Source organism: Rubellimicrobium arenae (assembly GCF_017916275.1).
Classification (GTDB): Bacteria; Pseudomonadota; Alphaproteobacteria; order Rhodobacterales; family Rhodobacteraceae; genus Rubellimicrobium; species Rubellimicrobium arenae.
Genome location: NZ_JAFMST010000027.1, coordinates 1 through 2,817 on the forward strand (window position 1 = coordinate 1; position 2,817 = coordinate 2,817).

Consider the following 2,817-nt stretch of genomic DNA (forward strand, 5'->3'; position numbering starts at 1 on the left):
CCGGCCCGGCCCTGGCGTTCACCTGGGGGGAGTGGGGTGGCGGGGTTGGCGGAGTTCGTCCTGGCGCGAGGGGGTTCGGTCGATGGCGCGTCCGATCTCGCGGGCGGACAGGGGGGCGGGGCGGCGGATGGCGACGCGGCCGTCCTTGTCGAGCAGCACGATCTCGAAGCCGCGCGGGCGCAGGGCCTGGCGGACGGGGCTGGGGGGGGCGGGCTCGGCGTCCAGGATCACGGCCACGTCGCGGCGGGCGAGCCCGGGGGCGTCGGCGGCCAGGAGGCGCAGCTGCTCGGCCACCTGCGGCTGGCGGGGGCTGTCGCCGAAGATCACGAGGGGGCGGGCGAGGTACAGGAAGGCCCCGAGCTCCACCTGGGCGGCGGGCAGCACCCCCGTGGGGTCGGCGCGCCACAGCGCCACCGCGTCGGGCGGGGCGTCGGGTGCCGCCTCGGGGCCGGGCTCGGGGTTGGCCTTTGGGTTGGCCTCGGGTGCCGCCTCGGGGCCGGGCTCGGCGGCGGTCCCGGGGGCGGCCGCGCCCGGGGCCGGAGCCTGGGCCGGAGCCTGGACGGGGGCCTGGGCCAGGGCGGGGGCGGGGCTTGCGGCCAGGAGCAGAAGGGCCAGGATGCGGGTCATGGGGTCGATATAGGGGCGCCGGGGGGCCTTGCGAAGATGCGGGCCGCGCGGGGACCGGGGCAAGGGGAGCGGATGCGATGGAAGACTGGTCGTCCTGGGAGGCGCGGGCGCGCGCCGAGCTCAAGGGCCGCGACCCCGCCGGGCTGACCTGGGCCACGCCCGAAGGGCTGGCGGTCAAGCCCCTCTACACCGCCGCCGACCTCGAGGGCCTCCCGGACCCGGGGCTGCCGGGGCTGGCGCCCTTTGGCCGGGGCGTGCGCGCCACCATGTACGCCGGCCGGCCCTGGACCATCCGGCAGTATGCGGGCTTTTCCACGGCCGAGGCGAGCAACCGCTTCTACCGCGAGGCGCTGGCGGCGGGCCAGCAGGGGGTGTCGGTGGCCTTCGACCTGGCCACCCACCGCGGCTACGACTCCGACCACCCGCGGGTGGAGGGCGACGTGGGGCTGGCGGGCGTGGCCATCGACTCGGTGGAGGACATGAAGGTCCTGTTCGCGGGCATCCCCCTCGACCGGGTGTCGGTCAGCATGACCATGAACGGGGCGGTGATCCCGGTGCTGGCGAGCTTCGTGGTGGCGGCCGAGGAGCAGGGGGTGGCGGCCCACCAGCTGTCGGGGACCATCCAGAACGACATCCTCAAGGAGTTCATGGTCCGCAACACCTACATCTACCCCCCCGAGCCTTCCATGCGCATCGTGGCCGACATCATCGCCCACACCGCCGCCGCCATGCCGCGGTTCAACTCCATCTCCATCTCGGGCTACCACATGCAGGAGGCGGGCGCCGACCTCGTGCAGGAGCTGGGCTTCACGCTGGCGGACGGGCGCGAGTACGTGCGCGCCGCGCTCGCCCGCGGGCTCGACGTGGACGGCTTCGCCCCGCGGCTGTCGTTCTTCTTCGCCGTGGGCATGAACCTGTTCCTGGAGGTGGCCAAGCTGCGCGCCGCGCGGCGGCTGTGGCACCGGGTGATGACGGGCTTTGGCGCGCAGGCGCCCGCGTCGCTGATGCTCAGGACCCATTGCCAGACCTCCGGGGTGTCGCTGCAGGAGCAGGACCCCCTGAACAACGTGGTGCGCACCGCCTACGAGGCGCTGGCGGCGGTGCTGGGGGGCACGCAGTCGCTGCACACCAACAGCTTCGACGAAGCGCTGGCGCTGCCCTCGGACGACGCCGCCCGCCTGGCCCGCAACACCCAGCTCATCCTCCAGGAGGAAACCGGCGTCACCCGCGTCGTCGATCCCCTGGGGGGCAGCTACTACGTCGAGCGCCTCACCCACGAGATGGCCGAAGCGGCCTGGGCGCTCATGGAGGAGGTGGAAGCGCTGGGCGGCATGACGCGCGCGGTGGCCTCCGGCCTGCCCAAGCTCCGCATCGAGGCCTCGGCCGCCCGCCGGCAGGCGCGCATCGACCGCGGCGAGGAAGTGATCGTGGGGGTGAACCGCTACCCGCCCCCCGCCGGGACGGCGCCCCCGCCCCTGCGCAGCATCGACAACCACGCCGTGCGCGCCGCCCAGATCGCCCGCCTGCAGGCGCTGCGCCGGGACCGGGACGGGGCGGCGGTCGCGGCGGCGCTGGCGGCGCTGCGCCAGGCCGCGCAGGGCGGCGCCAACCTCCTGGAGGCGGCCCTGCCCGCCGCCCGCGCCCGCGCCACCGTGGGCGAGATCTCCCAGGCGCTCGAGGACGTCTTCGGCCGCCACCGCGCCGAGACGCGCACGCTGGCGGGCGTGTACGGCGGCGCCCGGGCGGGGGACGCGGAGGTGGAGGCGGTGCGCGCCGCCGTGGCGCGCTTTGCCGCCCGCGACGGCCGCCGCCCCCGCATGCTCGTGGTCAAGATGGGCCAGGACGGCCACGACCGCGGCGCCAAGGTGATCGCCACCGCCTTTGCCGACCTGGGCTTCGACGTCGACATGGGCCCGCTCTTCCAAACCCCCGAGGAGGCCGCCCAGGCCGCCCTCGACCACGACGTCCACGTGGTGGGCATCTCCTCCCAGGCCGCCGGCCACCTCACCCTCGCCCCCCGCCTCGTGCAGGCCCTGCGCGCCCAGGGCGGCCAATCCATCGCCGTGGTCTGCGGCGGCGTCATCCCCCCCCAGGACCACCCCGCCCTCCGCCAGGCCGGCGTCCAGGCCATCTTCGGCCCCGGCACCCCCATCCCCCTCGCCGCCCGCGCCGTCCTGCAGCTGCTGGAGG

The 2,817-nt window shown here is 75.8% G+C and carries 2 protein-coding genes; one reads left to right on the forward strand and one right to left on the reverse strand.

Annotated features, from left to right (window positions below):
• Positions 1-18: 18 nt before the first annotated feature.
• Positions 19-627 (reverse strand): DUF4174 domain-containing protein, encoded by a 609-nt coding sequence (locus J3P31_RS21090; protein ID WP_210530505.1) that lies wholly within the window; start codon positions 625-627, stop codon positions 19-21.
• 77 nt (positions 628-704) lie between these two features.
• Between J3P31_RS21090 and scpA the strand changes: the two genes are divergently transcribed.
• Positions 705-2,817 (forward strand): methylmalonyl-CoA mutase (scpA, locus tag J3P31_RS21095; protein ID WP_210530506.1); only part of this gene is annotated, 2,113 nt, incomplete at its 3' end.

Coding starts and splice junctions, on each gene's coding strand:
- J3P31_RS21090 (WP_210530505.1), bottom strand. CDS start 627: ATGACCCGCATCCTGGCCCTTCTGCTCCTGGCCGCAAGCCCCGCCCCC.